Source organism: Rhodoferax sp. U2-2l, from assembly GCF_020594515.1.
Taxonomy (GTDB): Bacteria; Pseudomonadota; Gammaproteobacteria; order Burkholderiales; family Burkholderiaceae_C; genus Rhodoferax.
Map to the genome: position 1 here is coordinate 109,491 of NZ_JAJCTH010000007.1, position 17,265 is coordinate 126,755.

General features: G+C 62.7%; 19 protein-coding genes. 15 read left to right on the top strand and 4 right to left on the bottom strand.

The window, feature by feature from the left end:
* The first annotated feature begins 19 nt into the window (after positions 1 to 19).
* Positions 20 to 1,246, top strand: coding sequence for a type II secretion system F family protein (locus tag LHU53_RS08440; RefSeq protein ID WP_227332197.1), 1,227 nt, complete (start codon positions 20 to 22; stop codon positions 1,244 to 1,246).
* A gap of 48 nt (positions 1,247 to 1,294) precedes the next feature.
* Here LHU53_RS08440 and LHU53_RS08445 read toward each other — a convergent pair whose 3' ends face one another.
* From LHU53_RS08445 to LHU53_RS08455, 3 genes are read right to left on the bottom strand one after another with little or no spacing between them, the layout of a single operon-like run.
* Positions 1,295 to 1,579: a YqjK-like family protein gene (locus tag LHU53_RS08445; protein ID WP_227332198.1), complete on the bottom strand. Its 285-nt coding sequence runs from the start codon at positions 1,577 to 1,579 to the stop codon at positions 1,295 to 1,297.
* On the bottom strand, positions 1,572 to 1,967 hold the full coding sequence (locus LHU53_RS08450; RefSeq protein ID WP_227332199.1) for a phage holin family protein: 396 nt from the start codon (positions 1,965 to 1,967) through the stop codon (positions 1,572 to 1,574). Before LHU53_RS08450 ends, LHU53_RS08445 begins: the two co-directional genes overlap by 8 nt.
* 11 nt (positions 1,968 to 1,978) lie before the next feature.
* Complete coding sequence (locus tag LHU53_RS08455) at positions 1,979 to 2,290, bottom strand: YqjD family protein (protein ID WP_227332200.1); 312 nt, start codon at positions 2,288 to 2,290, stop codon at positions 1,979 to 1,981.
* Positions 2,291 to 2,529: 239 nt separating this feature from the next.
* Here LHU53_RS08455 and LHU53_RS08460 point away from each other — a divergent pair, with 239 nt between their 5' ends.
* The 4 genes from LHU53_RS08460 to LHU53_RS08475 are packed head-to-tail and all read left to right on the top strand — an operon-like array spanning position 2,530 to position 4,990.
* A complete protein-coding gene (locus tag LHU53_RS08460; RefSeq protein WP_227332201.1) occupies positions 2,530 to 3,387 on the top strand; it encodes an A24 family peptidase in 858 nt (285 codons plus the stop codon).
* A gap of 3 nt (positions 3,388 to 3,390) precedes the next feature.
* On the top strand, positions 3,391 to 4,032 hold the full coding sequence (gene coaE, locus LHU53_RS08465) for a dephospho-CoA kinase (RefSeq protein ID WP_227332202.1): 642 nt from the start codon (positions 3,391 to 3,393) through the stop codon (positions 4,030 to 4,032).
* The gene (gene zapD / locus LHU53_RS08470) at positions 4,029 to 4,784 is read left to right on the top strand and encodes a cell division protein ZapD (RefSeq protein WP_227332203.1); all 756 of its coding nucleotides are present in this window, start codon (positions 4,029 to 4,031) and stop codon (positions 4,782 to 4,784) included. Before coaE ends, zapD begins: the two co-directional genes overlap by 4 nt.
* Entirely contained in the window at positions 4,781 to 4,990 is a 210-nt protein-coding gene (locus LHU53_RS08475) for a DNA gyrase inhibitor YacG (protein ID WP_227332204.1), read from the top strand. Before zapD ends, LHU53_RS08475 begins: the two co-directional genes overlap by 4 nt.
* A gap of 81 nt (positions 4,991 to 5,071) precedes the next feature.
* Here LHU53_RS08475 and LHU53_RS08480 read toward each other — a convergent pair whose 3' ends face one another.
* Positions 5,072 to 5,839, bottom strand: a complete 768-nt coding sequence (locus tag LHU53_RS08480; RefSeq protein WP_227332205.1) for a sulfite exporter TauE/SafE family protein — start codon at positions 5,837 to 5,839, stop codon at positions 5,072 to 5,074.
* A 17-nt stretch (positions 5,840 to 5,856) separates the two neighbouring features.
* Between LHU53_RS08480 and LHU53_RS08485 the strand changes: the two genes are divergently transcribed.
* From LHU53_RS08485 to LHU53_RS08530, 10 genes are all read left to right on the top strand, one after another.
* A complete protein-coding gene (locus tag LHU53_RS08485; protein ID WP_227332206.1) occupies positions 5,857 to 6,495 on the top strand; it encodes a trimeric intracellular cation channel family protein in 639 nt (212 codons plus the stop codon).
* 35 nt (positions 6,496 to 6,530) lie between these two features.
* Positions 6,531 to 6,965 (top strand): DUF1841 family protein, encoded by a 435-nt coding sequence (locus LHU53_RS08490; protein WP_227332207.1) that lies wholly within the window; start codon positions 6,531 to 6,533, stop codon positions 6,963 to 6,965.
* Positions 6,966 to 7,036: 71 nt separating this feature from the next.
* Complete coding sequence (locus tag LHU53_RS08495) at positions 7,037 to 7,891, top strand: MoxR family ATPase (RefSeq protein WP_227332208.1); 855 nt, start codon at positions 7,037 to 7,039, stop codon at positions 7,889 to 7,891.
* A gap of 18 nt (positions 7,892 to 7,909) precedes the next feature.
* Entirely contained in the window at positions 7,910 to 8,506 is a 597-nt protein-coding gene (locus LHU53_RS08500; protein WP_227332209.1) for a GNAT family N-acetyltransferase, read from the top strand.
* Positions 8,507 to 8,561: 55 nt separating this feature from the next.
* On the top strand, positions 8,562 to 8,903 hold the full coding sequence (locus LHU53_RS08505) for an antitoxin (RefSeq protein WP_227332210.1): 342 nt from the start codon (positions 8,562 to 8,564) through the stop codon (positions 8,901 to 8,903).
* Positions 8,900 to 9,304: a type II toxin-antitoxin system VapC family toxin gene (locus LHU53_RS08510; RefSeq protein WP_227332211.1), complete on the top strand. Its 405-nt coding sequence runs from the start codon at positions 8,900 to 8,902 to the stop codon at positions 9,302 to 9,304. Before LHU53_RS08505 ends, LHU53_RS08510 begins: the two co-directional genes overlap by 4 nt.
* The gene (locus tag LHU53_RS08515) at positions 9,301 to 10,194 is read left to right on the top strand and encodes a putative phage abortive infection protein (RefSeq protein ID WP_227332212.1); all 894 of its coding nucleotides are present in this window, start codon (positions 9,301 to 9,303) and stop codon (positions 10,192 to 10,194) included. Before LHU53_RS08510 ends, LHU53_RS08515 begins: the two co-directional genes overlap by 4 nt.
* On the top strand, positions 10,188 to 11,402 hold the full coding sequence (locus LHU53_RS08520) for a VWA domain-containing protein (RefSeq protein WP_227332213.1): 1,215 nt from the start codon (positions 10,188 to 10,190) through the stop codon (positions 11,400 to 11,402). The genes LHU53_RS08515 and LHU53_RS08520 overlap by 7 nt, the downstream gene beginning before the upstream one ends.
* A complete protein-coding gene (locus LHU53_RS08525) occupies positions 11,399 to 13,330 on the top strand; it encodes an autotransporter assembly complex family protein (RefSeq protein ID WP_227332214.1) in 1,932 nt (643 codons plus the stop codon). Before LHU53_RS08520 ends, LHU53_RS08525 begins: the two co-directional genes overlap by 4 nt.
* Positions 13,327 to 17,262, top strand: a complete 3,936-nt coding sequence (locus tag LHU53_RS08530) for a translocation/assembly module TamB domain-containing protein (protein WP_227332215.1) — start codon at positions 13,327 to 13,329, stop codon at positions 17,260 to 17,262. The genes LHU53_RS08525 and LHU53_RS08530 overlap by 4 nt, the downstream gene beginning before the upstream one ends.
* Positions 17,263 to 17,265: the final 3 nt, after the last annotated feature.

The window sequence follows — 17,265 nt, forward strand, 5'->3', positions numbered from 1 at the left end:
CCAACACACACGGCGCACGATGGCAACTGAAAAAACAAAACAAAAAGTAGTCGTCAAGGAATTCGTCTTTGAGTGGGAGGGCAAGGACCGCAACGGCAAACAGGTGCGTGGCGAAACCCGCGCCGCCGGTGAAAACCAGGTCACTGCCGCGCTACGACGCCAGGGCGTGATGCCCACCAAGATCAAAAAGCGCCGCATGAGCGCTGGCAAGCGCATCAAGCCCAAAGACATTGCCATCTTCACGCGCCAACTGGCTACCATGATGAAAGCCGGTGTGCCGCTGCTTCAAGCCTTCGATATCGTGGGCCGTGGCAACCCCAACCCAAGCGTGACGCGCCTGCTCAATGACATTCGCAACGACGTGGAAACCGGCACCTCGCTGAGCACGGCGTTTCGCAAGTACCCGCTGCACTTTGACGCGCTGTACTGCAACCTGGTCGAAGCCGGTGAAGCCGCCGGTATCCTGGACCAGCTGCTGGACCGCCTGGCGGTCTACATGGAAAAGACCGAGGCGATGAAGTCCAAGATCAAATCCGCCTTGATGTACCCGATTGCGGTGCTGATCGTGGCCTTTGTGGTCACCGCGGTGATCATGATCTTTGTGGTGCCGTCGTTCAAGGAGGTGTTCACCAGCTTCGGTGCCGACCTGCCCGCCCCCACGCTGCTGGTGATCGCCATGAGCGAGTTTTTTGTCGCCTACTGGTGGCTGATTTTTGGCGGTCTGGGCGGTGGTTTTTACTTCTTCATGCAGGCCTGGCAGCGCAACAAGAAGGTGCAGATCTTCATGGACCGGCTGATGCTCAAGCTGCCCATCTTTGGTGTGCTGGTGGAAAAATCCAGCATTGCCCGCTGGACGCGCACGCTGTCCACCATGTTTGCTGCCGGTGTGCCGCTGGTCGAGGCGCTGGATTCGGTGGGCGGCGCCGCAGGCAACTACGTGTACGAGGCCGCCACCGTCAAAATCCAGCAGGAGGTGTCCACCGGTACCGCGCTGACGGCGGCCATGACCAACGTGAACCTGTTCCCGTCAATGGTGCTGCAGATGTGTGCCATTGGTGAAGAATCCGGCTCCATCGACCACATGCTGGGCAAGGCGGCCGACTTTTACGAATCCGAGGTGGACGACATGGTGGCCGGCATTTCCAGCCTGATGGAGCCCATCATCATCGTGATTCTGGGCACGGTCATCGGCGGCATTGTGGTGGCGATGTACCTGCCCATCTTCAAGCTCGGTCAGGTGGTGTAAGGGTCTAGAAAAGCTTCAGGCAGGCTCGCTTCAGCTTTCAGAGGTGGGTCACCGTCGGTACAGCGCGCGCTGCACGCGTTGCCAGGTTTGCCAAGTCCACCAAAGGCGCCCGGTCCACCGCAAGGCCCGGCTTGGGCGCAACACCACAAGCAACGTCACCGCACCCAGCGGCACCAGCGGATGGTCGTACAGCCATTGCAGGCCACGTTGCGCTGTGTCAACCGCAGCCAAGGGCCGCTGAACAACCGTCGACTGCTCTGCCAGCGACGCGCGCAGCTGCTGACTGCGACCCAACAACATTTGCTGACGCAGCAACAAATCGGTGTTATTCATGGTCAACCGTTGGGACCAGCCCGGCCCGATCGCGTTGCAACTCTGACAAGCTGGCAGTGAACATACCTGATGAATTGCGCATACGCCGCCGGGCCGACTGCATGGACAAGACGCCAGCGCCAAGAAACAGCACCGCCAACGTCCCGACGGCTGCCAGACGGTAGCCGTCCCACAGCAACAGGATCACAAAACCGCACAGCAGGACCAAGCCCAGACCCAGCAACAGCACCGCCATGCCAGCCCACAGCAGCCCGTCAAAGAGCCGCCGTTTTTCAAGCTCGATCTCGGTGCCCAGCAGCTCCAACCTGACCTGGGCGATGTCGAGCAAGGTGCCGACAAACTGGCGCAGCGAGGCCAGCAATCCTCTGGCTGGTGCGGGGCCTGACATGCGCCGAGCGACTATCGCCGACTGATCAGCAAACCAATGACCAGACCAACGCCAGCGGCGATGCCGATCGACTTCCAGGGGTTTTCGTGGACAAACTCATCCGTCACATGACCGGCCTCTTTCACCTTGGCCACAGCGACCTGCTGCAGATGTGCCAGCTCTGCCTTGGCTTGGTTCATGCGTTCCACGATCCGTCGACGCAGGTCGGAGGCGCCTTCACCCACTTCGTCAGATGTCATTCGCAAGAGTGCCTCAGCGTCGCCAATGACGACCTGCAAGTCACTCATCAACTTTTCTTTTTGGGCTGCGGTGTAAGTGCTCATAAAAACTCCTTGAAATATTGACAGAGGGCAAGCAACCAAGTCTAGTCCTGGCCAGACATCACCGCAAGCAAAGCTTCGGTGTATCCGGACCACTTGTGGCAGTTAAGGGCCGCCGGGCCGACACCTGCCCCCTTTGGCGTGGCCTCGCATTTGAAACACCTATCTTTTAAGGTGAACGTGCTGATTCGTGCACCGGTGCATCGTAAGATCGATAGCAACTTTTGAGGAGATGGACGGACATGCTGAGCCAAGCCTATTTAGTATCAGCCGGTATTGATGCCGGGCTATGGGGTTTGCTGGGGCTGCTGATAGGCAGTTTTCTCAACGTGGTGATCTACCGCCTGCCCGTCATGCTGGACGCGCAATGGCAGGCCGAATGCGCTGAGATGACCGGCAAGGAGCCGCCCGAGACCGCACCTTTCAACCTGATGGTGCCGCGCTCGCGCTGCCAGACGTGCGGCCACCAACTGTCCTGGCTGGAGAACATACCGGTCCTGAGCTACCTGGTGCTGCGCGGCAAGTGCAAACACTGCGGCGCACCCATCAGCCTGCGTTACCCGGCGGTGGAGCTGGTGACCGGGGCGCTGTTTTTCTTTTGCGCCTGGCGCTTTGGCCCGACCCCTGCGGCGCTGGTCTGGAGTGGCTTTGCCGCCGCGCTGATCACGCTGTGCATGATCGACTGGGACACTACCTTGCTGCCTGACGACATCACCCTGCCCTTTGTCTGGGCAGGTCTGATCGCTTCGGCCTTGGCCTGGACATCGGTCAGCCTGCCCGACGCCCTGTGGGGCGCGGTGGGTGGCTACATGTCGCTGTGGCTGGTGTATTGGGGCTTCAAGCTGGCCACCGGCAAGGAAGGCATGGGTTTTGGTGACTTCAAGCTGTTTGCCGCGCTGGGCGCCTGGTTCGGCTGGCAGGCCTTGGTGCCCATCATCCTGATGGCATCGGTGATTGGCGCCATCGTGGGCATCGCCATGAAGTTTTCCAGCGGCCTGCGTGAAGGCGGCTACATCCCGTTTGGCCCTTTCCTGGCGGGTGCCGGGCTGACGGCCATGATTTTTGGGCCGCAAGCCATTTTGAGCACGGTTGGCTTGTAAGCGATGGCACGCGCTTTTCGGCTGGGGCTGACCGGCGGCATTGGCAGCGGCAAAAGCACCGTGGCCGGTTTTCTGGCCGATTTGGGCGCCGCCGTCATCGACGCAGACGCCATCGCCCGTGCCGTGACCGCGCCGGGTGGTCTGGCCATTCCCCTGATCCGTGACGCTTTTGGCGACGCCATGATCACACCCGAAGGTGCGTTGGACCGCGACCACATGCGCACACTGGCGTTCTCGGACCCCGCTGCCAGGAAGCGGCTGGAGGCCATCATCCACCCTTTGGTTGGGCAGGAAACGGGGCGACAGGCCGCGGCGGCCGAAGCCGCCGCACACCGCTGCCTGGTGTTCGATGTGCCGCTGCTGGTGGAATCCGCCCACTGGCGCTCGCAAGTCGATGCCGTGCTGGTGGTGGACTGCCTGCCACAGACCCAGCTGGCCCGTGTGGTGGCCCGCAACCAGTTGGACCCGGCCACCGTGCAGGCCATCATCCAGGCGCAATCACCCCGCCTGCGCCGACTGCGGGCCGCCGATGCGGTGATCTTCAACGATGCCCTGTCTCTGGGGGGTTTACGCGCCGAAGTGGCCGCGCTGGCCGTGGGCTTCGGGCTATCATTGGCGCAACTTCCACACCCCCCAATCGCGTGATTCTTTACGAATATCCCTTACACGAACGCATTCGCACCTATCTGCGGCTAGAGCATTTGTTTCTGCGTCTGCGGCAACTGGTGATCCGCGTTGACGCGCTGGACCACCACTTTGCCCTGGTCACCTTGTTCGAAATCATGGATGTCGCCGCGCGGGCCGACCTGAAGGCCGACCTGCTGAAAGATCTGGACAAACAAAAACACCTGCTCGACAGCTTCCGCGGCAACCCCGCCATTGCCGAGACGGTGCTGGACAAGGTGATCGCTGACATCGACCAGTGTTACACCGCCCTGAACACCCAGCAGGGCAAAGCCGGGCAGCCGCTGACCGAGAACGACTGGCTGATGAGCATCCGCAGTCGCATCAGCATTCCCGGTGGCACGTGCGAGTTTGACCTGCCTTCGTATTACGCCTGGCAGCACAAACCCGGCAGCAGCCGTCAAGCGGATCTGCACCAGTGGACCAGCTCGCTCGGCGCCCTGTCTGACGCGGTGCAACTGCTGCTTAAATTGCTGCGCGACTCGGGCTCGCCTCAAAAGGTGATCGCCAATGGCGGGCAGTTTCAGCAAAGTCTGCCGCAGGGGCGCACTTTCTTGCTGCTGCGTGTGGCGCTGGACGCAGCGCAGGCGCTCATCCCCGAGATCAGTGGCAACCGGCTGATGGTCTCAGTGCGGCTGATGCAACTGGGTGAAGACCAGCGCCCGCACCTGGTCGATGATGATGTGGCCTTTGAACTGGCGCTGTGTTCATGACCTCACCCGACGCGCCACCGCTGATCCCGGAAAAATGGGTCACCTGTCCCCAATGTGGTGGCCCCAGCCTGTACGCCGCCAGCAACAAGTTCAGACCGTTTTGTTGCGAACGCTGCAAGCAGATCGACCTGGGCGCCTGGGCCAGTGAACAGTTTGCGGTGCCCGCGCAGCCAGGTCCGGACGACGGTTTATCGCAGGCCCACTGAACCCGATTTTCAAAGCCACCCTGGCGACAACCATTGCCTCAAAAGGGTGTGATGCTCTATTTTTTACAGTAGCGTGCGCGGTTACTTGAAAGCATCCCACAGCAGTTTGACGCCGGTCAGCAGCATCCCGGCGTACAAAAACCGGTAAAACAGCACCTGGCTGATGCGCCGCGCCAGCCACACCCCGACCCACACCCCAATCGGCGCAATCGGCAGCAGCACCAGCGAGGTCGCCATGTTGCGCCAGTCCAGCAGGCCCAGCCAGGCGTACGGAATCCATTTGGACAAGTTCATCACAAAGAAGAAAAACGCCATGGTGGCGGTGAAACGAACCGGTGACAGCCGCATCGGGATCACATAGGCGTTGACCGGCGGCCCGCCCGCGTGGGCAATAAAACTGGTGAAGCCCGAGGTGGCCGTCAGCACCGCACCCAGCCATTTGGGTGGTGCCGCGCTGTTTGGCTTGGGCGGGAACGCCACCCGCTGCGCCAGAAACAACAAGGTGAACGCCCCGACCAGCCCCGCCACCACCTGCGGGTTAAGGACCTTGAAGAGCAACGCGCCAATCGCGATCCCCACCAACCCCCAGGGCAGCAAAAAGCGCAGCAGCTTCATGTCAAAGTCTTTGCGAAAGGCCGCCATGCCCAGGATGTCCATCACCAGCAGCACCGGCATCAAAATCGCCGCCGCCTGCGGCACCGTGACTGCCAGCGCCATCATCGGCACCGCCAGCGAGCCAAAACCGGCGCCAAAACCACTTTTGCTGATACCCATCAACAGCACGGCAGGAATGGTGACCACGTAGAAATACGGGTCGGTGATCAGGGGAAAAGTTTCAAACAAGGCCATAACGCGACAATTCAGACATGAACAACTTTCAACAGTGGGGCGAAACGCTCAGATTACTGGTCGAACTGGCGGGCACCACGGCGTTCGCATTGTCCGGGGTTTTGGAAGGCGCCCGAAAGCGGCTGGACGCGGTGGGTATTTGTGTGGTGGGGTTCCTGGCGGCCTTTGGTGGTGGCACGCTGCGCGATTTGTTGCTGGATCAGCGGCCGTTTTTCTGGGTCCGACATGTCGAAATGTTGTGGGGCGTGCTGCTGATCTGCGCATTGTCGATGCTTTTTTTACGCAGCCACCATTTTGAAGCGACCCAGAAACACATCGCCGTGCCCGATGCGCTGGGCCTGGGCCTGTTCGCCGCCAGTGGCGTGCATCAGGCGCTGGCGGCCGACATGCCCGCCCTGGTGGTGGTGCTGATGGGCGTGATCACCGGTGTGTTTGGCGGCGTGCTGCGCGACATTGTGTGCAACGAAATCCCCACCACCTTGCGCGACCACCAGCCCTACGCCGTATGCGCCTTTGCTGGCGGCTGGGCTTACCTGGGTGTGTGGGAACTGGGCGCGCCAGGCTGGGCAGCGATGCTCACCTGCCTGGGGGTCACGGCCGGCTTGCGCGGGTTGGCGTTGTGGCGCAAATGGCAGCTTCCGGTCTGGCTTGCGTGAGCCAAGTATCTTTCTCACTGATTTTTAAACACCTTATGTTCAGCCCCTCCCAAGCCGACGTTCGCCGCTTTTTTTGCACTGTTTATGCCAAAGCCCAGACCGGGCAAACCATGGAGGCGATTGAAACCATCGCGTCGTTGTGGATCGACGAGCACCCCGAATACCACGCCGAGCTGGCCGACGAGGCCGCCGCATTGGCCAGCATGGCGGTGCCAGAGGACGGCAAAAGCAACCCGTTTTTGCACCTGTCGATGCACCTGTCAATCACCGAGCAATGCAGCATTGACCAGCCACGTGGCATCCGCCAGGCAGTGGAGCTGCTCACCCACAGGCGCGACTCCCTGCACGACGCGCACCACGAGGTGATGGAATGCCTGGGCCAGATGCTGTGGGAAAGCCAGCGCGCCGGGCGCCCACCCGATGGCAACGCCTACATCGCCAACGTACAACGGCGGGCCACACAGGACTGAGCACACTGCTTTACCATGACAAGCTGGCTGCGCCGCGCTTGTTTCGACCCCTACTCACCCGACTGACCACCATGAAATTCCAAGGCACCCCAAACTACGTCGCCACGACTGACCTGATGTTGTCGGTGAACGCCTCCATCACCCTGCAGCGCCCGTTGCTGGTCAAGGGCGAACCCGGCACCGGCAAAACCATGCTGGCCGAGGAAGTGGCGAGCGCGTTGAACCTGCCGCTGCTGCAGTGGCACATCAAAAGCACCACCAAGGCGCAGCAAGGCCTGTACGAGTACGACGCGGTGAGCCGCCTGCGTGACTCGCAGCTGTCGGACATAGACGGTGGTGAACGGGTCAAAAACATCCACAACTACATCGTCAAAGGTGTGTTGTGGCAGGCCTTCACCGCCGACCAGCCTGTGGCGCTGCTGATTGACGAGATCGACAAGGCCGACATCGAATTCCCGAACGACTTGTTACGCGAAATCGACCGCATGGAGTTCTACTGCTACGAAACGCGTGAGCTGATCCGCGCCAAACACCGCCCGCTGGTGTTCATCACCTCCAACAACGAGAAGGAACTGCCCGACGCGTTTTTGCGCCGCTGCTTCTTCCACTACATCAAGTTCCCCGATGCGGCGACCATGAAGCAGATTGTGGACGTGCACTTTCCGGGCCTCAAAGCCGAGCTGCTGCAGGCCGCGATGAAGACGTTTTTTGACATCCGCAACCTACCGGGCCTGAAGAAGAAGCCGTCCACCAGCGAACTGCTGGACTGGCTCAAATTGCTGATGGCGCAAGACATTCCCGCCTCGGTGCTGCACACCGAAGGTGACAAGGTGGCCGTGCCGCCGCTGGTCGGGGCCTTGCTCAAAAACGAGCAGGATGTGACGCTGTTTGAGAAGCTGGTGTTCATGCAGCAGCGCAACCGTTGATGTTTTTGGAGTGATTGAATGGCATTTGTTGAACCCGTTTCCCTGAGCGCCTGCGGCATCACCCTGCTGCCTTTGAGTCTGGACCACGAAGATGGCCTGCGTGCCGCCGCTGCCGATGGTGAACTCTGGAACATCCGCGTCACCTCGGTACCCGAACCCGAAAACACCCGCCAATACATCAACGATGCCCTGGCCATGCGTGAGGCCGGTAACCGCTTTGCGTTTGCCGTGCTTGAGGCAGCCACCGGCAAGGTGCTGGGCACAAGCAGCTACCACGACATCCTGCCTGCCGTGAAACGCTTGGAGATTGGCTACACCTGGTACGCCAAAAGTGTGCAGCGCACCCACGTCAACACCACCGCCAAGCTGCTGTTGCTGACCCATGCGTTTGAGGTGCTGGGCTGCCATGTGGTGGGCTGGCGCACCGACAACTTCAACTTTGCCAGTCAATCTGCCATCGAGCGCCTGGGCGCCAAAAAAGACGGCGTGATCCGTGGCCACGCGCTACGCCGCGACGGCAGCATCCGCGACACCGTGATGTACAGCCTGCGCAGCGGGGAATGGCCGGAAGTCAAGGCGCAACTGCTGTATTTTCTGGACAAACCGCGGGCCTGATCTGGACACGGCAACTCAGCGTATATACACTCACCATATACACAAGGAGGTGCCCATGAACGCTCGTTTACCCAACAAAGCCATGCCAAAACGCAGCCTTGTGGAAACAACGGTGTTCCAGTCCGGCAACAGCCAGGCTATTCGTATTCCCAAAGAATTCCAGTTCCACACCAAGCGCGTGGAAATATTCCGGGAGGGCAATGCCATCGTGCTGCGCCCTCTGCCAACAACCGCCGCCGAAGCGCTAGCCGACCTCGCGCCCCTGAGTGCCGCTGAAGGCCTTGCGCTGGATCAGGCCATGGGTCATCTGGACGACCTGTTGGCGCTGGATGAGCCACCTTCTGACCCGCTACCGCGTCGCTCCAGCACCACCGCGCGCAAGCCCAGCGCACCATGACACCAAGTTATCTGCTCGATACCGATGTGTTCTCGCTGATGGTCAAGGGCCAGGACGAGGCGCTGAATGTGCGTATGCAAACCCTGGCCAAAGGTGAAGCCGTGTTGTCGGTGATCACCACGGGTGAGTACTTTTATGGGGTGGCACACGCGCCGGTATCGGCTCTGCGCGAAAAACGCGCTCAGCGGCTGATGGACTTTTTCGGTGTCTTGCCGCTGGATGCCGAGGTGAGCATCAGCTATGGCGCCATCCGTGCCGACTTGCGGGCCAAGGGCACACCCATTGGCCCCAATGACCTGTGGCTCGCCGCCCAGGCGACAGCCCACGGTCTGGTTCTGGTGACACGCAACACGCGTGAGTTCAAGCGGGTTAAGGGGTTGAAGGTGGAGGATTGGCTGTGAAAAAGCTGTTTTCTCCTTGGTGGCTGCTGGCCATTGCCGTATCGGGTACGGCCTTACTTGCTTGGGCCTATTGGGGTGGTTGGAACATTCACCCCCATGCCAACGCAGGAGAGCTTGGCCAGTTGGGAGACTTTTTTGGAGGGATGCTGAATCCTTTGGTGTCAGCACTGACTCTTTTCGTTGCCATCAGTGTGTGGCGGCTTCAAAAGGACGAGTTGGAACTGACCCGAAAAGAGCTTGAAAACTCACGTCTGGCGGTGGAGGAACAGGCTGCAACTGCCGAGCAGCAGCGCAAGGAACAGCGATTTTTTGACTTTTTAAATCTATATCAAGTCACACTTGAAACAATTAGTTTTGAAGAGCGCACTACAAGCGCTTTGTCTGCCGTATTTGGTTCTGAGAAACCCACGACGTCTCCTGTAACTCGTACCGGAAAATCTGCATTTAAGTTGCTCACTTCATCATGGGCTTCACCAATCAGATCGCTCTCTACTCTGTTTGTCGCTAACAACGAAAATTCAGACCCGATGCCAGCAGAAGAAACCATCATAAAAAGTTGGGATAGACAATCTCCTTTGCTAGATCACTACTTTCGTACTGTATTCACCCTACTGAGGGAAGCAAAGCCGATTCTGAAAAACGACCATTTCCGTTTTGTCAAATTATTCCGTGCTCAGCTTAGCCGTGATGAGGTCAATCTGCTTGCAATGAATCTCCTCTATGACGAGGAGGGTCAAAAGATGCGCGATTTGGTCGCAAGCTATGGCATTCTGAAACACATGCCAGCAAACCATTTGAGAACTATTGCCGAACGAGATCTAGACCCTTTGTCTTTCGGCCGCAAGTGGGCGGAGAAGCACTTGGCGTCTACCCAAGCCACACCATGCTGATCGACTTCTTCTACACCCTGCGCGCCGCCAAGTTGCCGGTCTCGGTCAAGGAATTCCTGACCCTGCTGGAGGCGCTCAAGCTCGGGGTGGTCGGGCCGAAAACGCCACAGTCAGACGACGGGGACTGCGCACCCAGCGGCTACAAGATCGAGGACTTCTACTTCTTGAGCCGCGCCACCCTGGTCAAGGACGAAAAACATTACGACAAGTTCGACAAGGCGTTTGCCGCCTACTTTCACGGTGTCGAGTTAATCACCGACATCACTAAAGACATCCCGCTCGATTGGCTCAAAAAAACACTGGACATCCACCTGACGCCTGAGCAAAAAGCCGCCATCGAAGCGATGGGCTGGGACGAGCTGATGGAGACGCTTAAAAAGCGCCTGGAAGAACAAAAAGAACGCCACGAAGGTGGCAGCAAGTGGATCGGCACTGGCGGCACCAGCCCGTTTGGCCATGGCGGTTACAACCCCAAGGGCATCCGTATGAGCGGGCCGGGCCAGAACAAAAGTGCGGTCAAGGTCTGGGAGCAACGCGCTTACCGCGACTATGACGACACCCAAGAGCTTGGCACCCGCAATATCAAGGTCGCGTTACGTCGCCTGCGCAAGTTCGCGCGTGAAGGCCATGTGGAAGAGCTGGATCTGGACGACACCATTCGTTCCACCGCCGCCAACGCGGGTTACCTCGACATCAAGATGCGCCCGGAGCGCCACAACAACGTCAAGGTGCTGTTGCTGATGGACGTGGGTGGCACCATGGACGAACACATCGCGCGGGTGGAGGAGCTGTTTTCTGCGGCCAAGACCGAGTTCAAACACCTGGAGTTTTACTACTTCCACAACTGCGTCTACGACTTTGTCTGGAAGAACAACCGCCGCCGTTTTGCCGAGAAGTTCCCGACCTGGGACATCGTGCGCAAGTACAACAAGGATTACAAATTGATCTTCATCGGTGACGCCACCATGAGCCCCTACGAAATCCTGCAACCCGGTGGCAGCGTCGAATACGGCAACGAAGAGGCCGGTGCCGAATGGCTGGGCCGGCTGACCCACGCCTACCCGCAGTTCGCCTGGATCAACCCCGAGCCGCAAGGTGTCTGGCAGTACCGCCAAAGCATCGCCATCGTTCAGCAGCTCATGAGCCAGCGCATGTTCCCGATGACGCTCAAGGGCCTGGAAGACGCGATGCGCCTGCTGAGCAAATGAAGGCGATCTGGTCCGCCGCAGCCTGTCTGCTGTTGCCGCTGCTAGCAGCCGCGCAGGCGGTGCCGCTGGTGGATGACACCCCGAGCCCGCCCAACCCTGAAACACAGGCGGTGGACAACACCGTCGAGACCACCGAGCCAGACGCACCAGAACCGCCGACCGACCCCGACGCCGAGCCCAACAGCACCGCGTCCGGCACGCCCGCTTTTTTACTCACTGTCTCCGCCACCGACGAGATCAAGACCCTGCTGGAGCGGCACTTGGAGATTCAACGCTACCGCGCCCTCACCGACCTGAGCGACGACGAGCTGGATCGCCTGCTCGACATGGCCCGGCTGGACGCGCAGAAGCTGCTGGCCACGCTGGGCTATTTTTCACCGGTGATCGAGATCACCCGGGACCGTGCTGACCCAACGCCCGGGCGCGCCGTGCACATCAGCGTGGTGGCGGGCGAGCCGGTGCAGGTCAGCCAGGTGCAGCTGCGTTTTAGCGGCCCCATCGCCACCGACCCGCAGGCCGCCGCCCAGCGCGCCCTGATCGAAGACACCTGGCTGCTGCCCGCAGGCAACCGGATGACGCAGTCGGCCTGGTCGGCTGCCAAACAGCAGGCGCTGCGCCAGCTCACCAGCCAGCGTTATCCCACCGGCACCCTGGTCGACACCCTGGCCGATGTGGACCCGATCACCCACACCGCGCACCTGAGCGTGACGCTGGACTCCGGCCCGGCCTACAAACTGGGGCCGCTGGTCACCACCGGCTTGCAGCGTTATGACGCTGACCTGGTGCGCCGCCTGGCCCGGCTGCCAGCGGGCGACGACTATGACCTGACCGAACTGGTGGCAGCACAGCAGCGCCTGTCAAGCAGCGGGTATTTCAACTCGGCCTTCATGCAGGTGGATACCAACTCCAACCCCGAAGCCGCACAAGTGATGGTGACCGTGCGCGAGGCCCGGCTGCAAAAGGTCACGCTGGGCGTGGGTGCCAGCACCGACAGCGGCGCCCGCCTGAGTGTGGAACACCACCACAACCTGGTGCCCGGGCTGGGCTGGCAGGCCCTGAGCAAGATCGCCGTTGACCGCGAAACGCAAACCATTGGGGTGGAGCTGACCGCCCCGCCCGATGACCGCGGCTGGCGCTGGAACACCTCGGCGCTGTTGCAAAACGAACGCAGCGGATCATTTGACATTGGCAGCCACCGCCTGCAGTTCGGGGCCACCCGGCTCAGTGAACGCATTGACCGCAGCTACTACGTGCAATATGACCGCGCCGACACCGCCACCTCGGACGCCCTGACCGCCCAGGTGGCCGAGTCGGTCAGCGTCAACTACGCCTTCACGCTGCGCGAATTTGATGCCCTGCCGTTCCCGTCCAGCGGCTGGGCGGTGGGGGTGGAGCTGGGTGGCGGCACCACGCTGGGCCATGATCGTGCGCCGTTTGGCCGGGTGCTGACCCGCTGGCAGGCGTTCTGGCCCCTGGGCGCCCACGGCGATGACGCCGCCTCAGACCGGCGCGCCGGGCGCCTGGCGCTGCGCGCCCAGGCGGGTGCGGCGGTGGTGCGCGACGGCGTCAGCCTGCCTGCCACCCAGCTGTTTCTGGCCGGTGGCGCCAACAGCGTGCGCGGCTACCGCCTGCGCAGCATCGGGATTGAACTGCCGGACGGTCAGATCACCGCCGGACGCTATCTGGCCACCGGCAGCCTGGAGTGGCAGCGCCCCATCACCTCCAACGGTCGTCTGACCGACTGGGAAGGTGTGGTTTTTGTCGACGCGGGCTCGGTCGCCAACCAGGCAGCTGACCTGAACACGCAGGTCGGGGTGGGTGCCGGTGCACGCTGGAAAACCCCGGTGGGGCCGCTGCAGATTGACTTGGCCTATGGTGTGCAGGTCAAAAAACTGCGCTTGCACCTGAACGTGGGGTTTGTGTTTTGAAGCCGCTGCTGCGCCGCAGCCTGATGGGGTTGGCGGCCCTGCTGGGGCTGCTGGCCGGGTTGTGGGTCTGGTCGGGCAACGACAGCTCGCTGGCCGTGGCCTTGCAGCAGGCGCAGCGTGTGCTGCCCGCCGGTCAGACACTCGAAACACGGGAGGTCAGTGGCTCGCTGCGACAGGGCGGGCGTATTGGCTGGCTGCGCTGGCAAAGCGGCGGACTGAGTGTCGAAGCGCATGAGGTCACCGCCGCGTGGGCGCCCGCTGCGCTGCTGCGGCGCGAGCTGCAGTTGAGCCAGCTGAACGTGGGGCAACTGGTGATCCACGACCAGCGCGAGCCCACACCCGCCACCGCCAGCCAGCCGCCGACCGATCTGGGCTTGCCTTTTCGGGTGGATGCTGCAGTGCGGGTGGACACGCTGGAATGGGTCGGTGTCAGCACCCAGCGGCTGGACAAGCTGAGCGTCCACTACATGTTTGATGGCAAATCGCACAAGCTTGAGAGCGGCCAAGGCGTGTTTTCGTCCAACACCTACCGCTTCTCGGGTGAATTGGAAGCCAGTGGCCCGATGGCACTCCAGCTGCAGGCGGGTGGCGTGGTGGACGCGCCCGTGCCCGGCAACACCGTGCCACTGCGCCTGGACGCCCTGGCCCGCATCACCGGCGCGCTGGCCGGGCCGCAGGCCGAGCTGGTGGTGCAGGCCGACCTGACACCGCAAGCGCCAGCTAACGTACCGCCCACCGCTGGCAGCCCAACCCCTCCCGCCGCCATGCAGGCGAGCCTGTCAGCCCACATCGCCCCCTGGCAGGCGCAAAAAATCATCCGCGCCGATGGCAACTGGCAGGCGCTGAACCTGGCCAGCCTCTGGCCGCAGGCACCCCAGACCGGGCTCACCGGCCGGGCCAGTGTCAGCCCACAAGGCCCCGGCTGGCAGGCCGAGATCCAATTGGACAACAGCCTCAGCGGCCCCTGGGACCAGCAGCGCCTGCCGCTGCAGCAGCTGCGGGCCGGGCTGACCTACACCGATGGCCATTGGCTGCTGCAGCGCCTGCAGGCGCAGGCGGCCGGTGGCCGGGTCGAGGGTCGTGGCCAAATCGGCACCGGCACCAGCACTGACGCCGCCGGACTGTGGCAGGGTGAGGCTCAGGTGCAAGGCATCAACCCGGCCGCCATCGACACCCGCCTGGCCAGCGATGCCATCAGCGGCACCCTGAGTGCGCGCCAGACCCCGGCCAGCGACACAGCGCCCAGCACGGGTCAGGCTGCCAGCCCGGGCCTGGCGACCGCGTTCAGTTTTGACATCGCCCTGCAGTCCGGCAGACAACGCACCGCCAAACCCGCCAGCCAAAAGGACGACCTGCTGGGCGGTCTGCACTTCAACCGTCTGCTGGCGCAGGGTGTGTGGTCAGCGCCGCAGCTCAGCCTGAGCACCGTCAGCCTGGACGTTGACCAGGCCCAATTACAAGGTCAACTCAAACTCAACACCGCCAGCCTGGCGACCCAAGGCCAGCTGAGCCTGCAGTTGCCGGGGTTACAGGCACAGGTCAATGGCCATGCCGCCCCGGCTGACGGGCTGGGCACACTCAGTGTGCAACTGCAAGATGCCGCCCAGGCCAGCCAGTGGCTCCAACGCTGGCCGGGTCTGGGCAGCCAGCTGGCCAACCTGCCCACCAGTGGCACGGCAACGCTGGCCGCGCAATGGCAAGGCGGCTGGCAGCAAAACGGCCAAGCTATGCGCGTCGACGCCAAGCTGCAGGTGCCGCAATTGAACTGGACCACGACCACAACACCGCCCCCGGTCACGACCCGCCTGCAAAACGTCCAGCTCAATCTGGCCGGACGCATCAACCAGCTGGCCATCAGCAGCCACGGGCAATGGACCCAAGGCACACAACAGGCCGAATGGCAAACCCAGGCCAGCGCTGGCCGGGGCCAAGACGGCCACTGGCAGGCCAGCCTGCGGCAGGTGCAACTGGCGCTGCGCCAGCCAGGCCACGCCAACCCGTGGCAGCTGCAGATTGGCGCCCCCGATGGCGGGGCGCCCGGCCCCCTGACCCCGCCGGTGACGCTGCGCTGGCAAAGCAACACCAGCACGCTGGCCGTATCGGCGGGCACCGCACGCCTGCGCGGGCCGCTGCCCGGCAGCGCAGACATCAGCTGGCAAGCAGCGCAATGGTCACCCGCGGCGGGCCCTGGCAAGCCCGCCCAATGGCGCAGCCAGGGGCGCATCGACGGTGTGCCGCTGGCCTGGCTGGACAGCTTCACCGACAAGTCCCTGGCCGATCTGGGCATCGGCAGCAACCTGTTGCTGGCAGGCAGCTGGGACGCCGCGTCCACCGACATGTTGCACGTGCGCGCCACACTCGAGCGCAGCGCGGGGGATGTGCGGCTTCAGGCCGATGCCGGGCGCGCCACCGCCGTGCCCGCGGGCATGCAGGAAGCCTGGCTGCAGGTCAACCTGGACGGTGAACAGGTGGCAGGCACACTGCGCTGGGACAGCCAGCGCGCGGGCAAAGCGCTGGCTGCCTTCAGCACCCGGCTGCGGCATGACAACAACGGCTGGGCCTGGCCCGACAGCGCCCCGCTGGGCGGCAGCCTGCAGCTGCAATTGCCCCCGGTGGACGCCTGGTCGGCGCTGGCCCCGCCGGGCTGGCGCCTGCGCGGCACGGTGGACAGCCACATCGACCTGATGGGCACCCGGGCACAACCCGAGTGGGCGGGCACGCTGCGCGCGCGCGACCTGGCGGTGCGCTCGGTGGTGGACGGCATCGACTTCAGCCAGGGCACGCTCGACGCCCGGCTGCACGGGCAGCAGTTGGACATCCAGAACTTCACCCTGCGCGGCGCGGGCACACCACAAGACGCCAACGCGGGCGGGCAGCTCAGCATCACCGGATCGGTGGTCTGGCTGGCCAAGGCGGGCCAGAGCAGCCCGGCGCAACAGGTGCAAATGGCGCTGCAAGCCAAGCTCAGCGCCCTGCGCCTGAGCGCCCGCCCGGACCGTCGCCTGACCGCGTCCGGCCAGTTGCAGGCCGATCTCACCGACGCCCGCTTGACCCTGCGTGGCAGTCTGGTGGCCGACCAGGCCCTGATCACCCTGCCCGACGACAGCACCCCCACCCTGGACGACGATGTGCGGGTGCGCACGCCAGCCACGGCCACGCCGGGCAAAACCGCCACCGTGGCACCGGCAGGCGCCAGGACGGAGGCGCGCATCCGCACCGATGTGGCGGTCAATCTGGATCTAGGGCCAGACTTCCAGTTGCGCGGGCGTGGCTTGCAGGCGCGGCTGGCGGGCAAGCTGGCGTTGACGGCCGAGGACGGCGCAGCGCCTGAGCTGACCGGCTCCATCCGGGCAGTCAACGGCACCTACCAGGCGTACGGGCAGCGGCTGCAGATCCAGCGTGGTCTGATCCGTTTTTACGGCCCCATCGACAACCCGGCGCTGGCCATTCTGGCGATTCGCCCAAAACTCACCCAACGCGTGGGGGTGCAGATCAGTGGCACCGCCTTGTCACCGGTGGTGTCACTGTATGCCGAGCCCAGCCTGCCGGACGTGGAAATCCTCTCCTGGTTGGTGCTGGGCCACTCCGGCAGCGGGGGCGGCGCCGAAGCCGCGCTGATCCAGCAGGCAGCCCTGGCGCTGCTCGGGGGCAATGGCAATAGCCTGTCGGACAGCCTGAGCAGCGCGCTCGGGCTCGATGAACTGAGTTTCAGCGCGGGCGGTGACGGCAGCGATGGCAACACGGCCAGTGGCACCTCGGTCACGCTGGGCAAACGCCTGTCGCAGGACTTTTATGTGGCCTACGAGAGCAGCCTGACCAGCGCCATGGGGATGTTTTCCATCTTCTACGACATCACCAAACGGCTCACGCTGCGGGTGCAAACCGGCGAACAAAGCGCGGTGGACCTGATTTTCACCATGCGTTATGACTGACCG